At 55.7% G+C, this 1566-nt stretch carries 1 protein-coding gene; it reads left to right on the top strand.

The features are described from left to right. Window positions 1–99: 99 nt before the first annotated feature. A complete protein-coding gene (locus ACT3TF_RS17165) occupies window positions 100–1401 on the top strand; it encodes an IS1380 family transposase (protein WP_427028136.1) in 1302 nt (433 codons plus the stop codon). Window positions 1402–1566 lie beyond the last annotated feature (165 nt).

Here is a 1566-nt window from a genome sequence, read left to right as displayed (position 1 = left end):
CTAGCCTGGATTTCTCACGGGGTATAAAAGAAAGCGGCTGAAAGTGCTATGATTTCAAGAGCCTAACCAATCCATCAAGCACCAACAACCGCTTCCAAAATGGTACCTGAAAAACTGACCTTCTCGCCACTCTCACGCCGCCAAATTGAAGCCGATTTCTCTGGGGGCCACATCACCTCCGATGCTGGATTGCTCCTGCTTCGTGAAGTCGATAAGCAACATCGCCTGACGCACCGCTTGGCCTCCGTGCTTCATGATCCCCGCGCACCGGAACAGGTTCGTCACAAGCACGACACTCTGGTTCGTCAGCGAGTGTTCGGTGTCGCCGCGGGCTACGAAGATTTCAACGACCATGAGGCCCTACGCTATGATCAGGCGCTTCAGACAGCGCTCGGTGAAGATAATGCGCTGGCAGGCAAGTCTACGCTGTGCCGGAGTGAGCAGAACGCCGATCGACAAGCGATGGTGAAGGCCCATGAGGTGCTGTGGCACCACTTCATTGAACAGCATGACGCACCCCCGAAGGAGATCGTGCTGGACTTTGATGGCACCGATATCCCTGTGCACGGTGAGCAACCCGGGAAGTTCTTTAACCGCTATTACGATCACCACTGCTACTTCCCGCTGTATGTCTTCTGTGGCCGCCATCTACTAGTGAGCTATCTGCGCACCAGTGACCACAGCGACAGCCATCACAGCTGGGCCATTCTGGCGTTACTGGTGCGCTTTATCCGCCAGTACTGGCCCGATACACGCATCGTGTTACGGGGTGATAGCCACTTTTGCCGCCCTCGGATGCTGAACTGGTGTGATCGGCATCATATCGACTACATCGTGGGCATCGGCAAGAACAGTCGGCTGCTCAAGGAAGTGGACGTGCCCATGATGCTGGTGCGCAAGACCCAGTGGGAGGTGGGCGGGAAAGTGGCAGAGACGTTCCGCTTCCAATATCAAGCACACTCCTGGAAGTATCCACGCTGGGTGGTGGCCCGTCTGGAAGAAGGCGAACTGGGCTCTAATCCCCGGTTTATCATTAGTTCCCGTTATGACGATGGCTTCAAACTCTACTACGAGCAGTACTGCGCTCGGGGCGACATGGAGAACCGAATCAAGGATCAACAACTGAGCCTGTTTGCTGACCGGACCTCCAGTACGCACTGGTGGGCCAATCAGTGGCGGCTGATCTTATCGGGCTTCGCCTATACGCTGTTCGAGCGCTTACGCACTTACCTGAAGAAGACCCCTTTTGAGCGCATGAGCCCAAGCAACCTGAGGCTCAAACTCATCAAAGTGGGCGCGGTCATCATCCGCAATACGCGCCGAATCCGGGTGTTGATGAGTGACAGCTACCCCTATAAAGCGCAACTATCCGATCTCATCAGGCGGTTAGTACCGAGCTGAATGCGCGGGCGCCCCCGGCCCGACGCAATGGGGGAAAGGGGGAGGTGTGTCTGAACGACGGAAAGAGGCTAAAAAGCAGGCAGTTTAAACCGTACCAATCGGCTTTTAGTGGTATGACGGCTTGGAGGTGGTACTGGCTGAGGTGCTATGAGAAATCCGGGCTAG

This window comes from Halomonas sp. AOP25-F1-15, assembly GCF_052378675.1.
In the GTDB taxonomy this organism is placed as follows: Bacteria; Pseudomonadota; Gammaproteobacteria; order Pseudomonadales; family Halomonadaceae; genus Vreelandella; species Vreelandella casei.
This window is presented reverse-complemented; position numbering and strand designations above follow the sequence as displayed.

What these genes read in the sequence shown, in the direction of transcription:
- ACT3TF_RS17165 (WP_427028136.1), top strand. Translation starts at nt 100, where the DNA reads ATGGTACCTGAAAAACTGACCTTCTCGCCACTCTCACGCCGCCAAATT.